The organism is Candidatus Symbiopectobacterium sp. NZEC135, assembly GCF_025962695.1.
The window spans coordinates 1-918 of record NZ_JAGFPF010000815.1 but is presented as its reverse complement, the minus strand read 5'-3'; the positions used below and the strand labels follow the sequence as shown (position 1 = coordinate 918).

Here is a 918-nt window from a genome sequence, read left to right as displayed (position 1 = left end):
GATTCGGGTGAGTGAGCGCAGCCAACGCATCTGCAACGTGAAGTATGACGGGTATGACGCGCTACTTTACCCTGTCACCGCACGCAACATCGTGGAGAAAATGAGGAGAATATGTAAATTAACGTTGGTGACACATTTTTTTGTGCCTTTACTCAACAACGCGTTAGACGCCAGCAAACGCACAAACCGTTTCGGCAAAGGCATCCGGGTGGGAAATAAACGGTGCATGTGCCGCCTGCGCCATCACCACCGAGTCAGTATCGGGCCATCGTTCATCAAGCAGGCTCGCCACTTTACGGGGCACCAGTCCGTCCAGCGCCCCGTAAACACGCAGCATCGGTAACGTCAACGACGCCATCGCCTCACGCAGGTCGGATTGGCGCAAAATGTCCAAGCCCCCCTCAAGCACCTCAATGCTCGGCATCGGTTGTTCCAATACCACACTTTTTAGCAGACGCGCATCCTGACGCGCACTGCCGGTGCCCAGGGTTTGCAACGCCAGAAAACGCTCCACGGTGCGCTGAAAATCTTCGCTGAGCTGCTGCTGAAAACCTTGTAAAACCGTAGGCTTAATACCGGGCCACTCCGCTTGGGCGCTGAAGCGCGGGGAGGAAGCAACCGTGATCAACGCACTGACACGCGCAGGCGCACTGAGTGCCGCCTGACAGGCAACCAACCCGCCTAGCGACCATCCCAGCCAGACAGCCTGCTCGGGTGCCTGTGCCAGCACGATATCGGCCATGTCAGCAAGCGATAACGCCCCATATCCCACACTACGGCCATAACCGGGGAGATCGACACAGTGCAGTCGAAAATGCGGTGCCAGTCGCACTGCAATACCCTGCCATACCTGCGCGTTCAGCCCCCATCCGTGCAGCAACACAAGATCGCGTTTCCCTTCCCCTTCGGTGTGCCAGT

The 918-nt window shown here is 57.5% G+C and carries 1 protein-coding gene; it reads right to left on the bottom strand.

The window, feature by feature from the left end:
- Nucleotides 1–163: 163 nt before the first annotated feature.
- A partial coding sequence (gene bioH, locus J5224_RS30670; protein ID WP_264628806.1) for a pimeloyl-ACP methyl ester esterase BioH occupies nt 164–918 on the bottom strand: 755 nt, incomplete at its 5' end.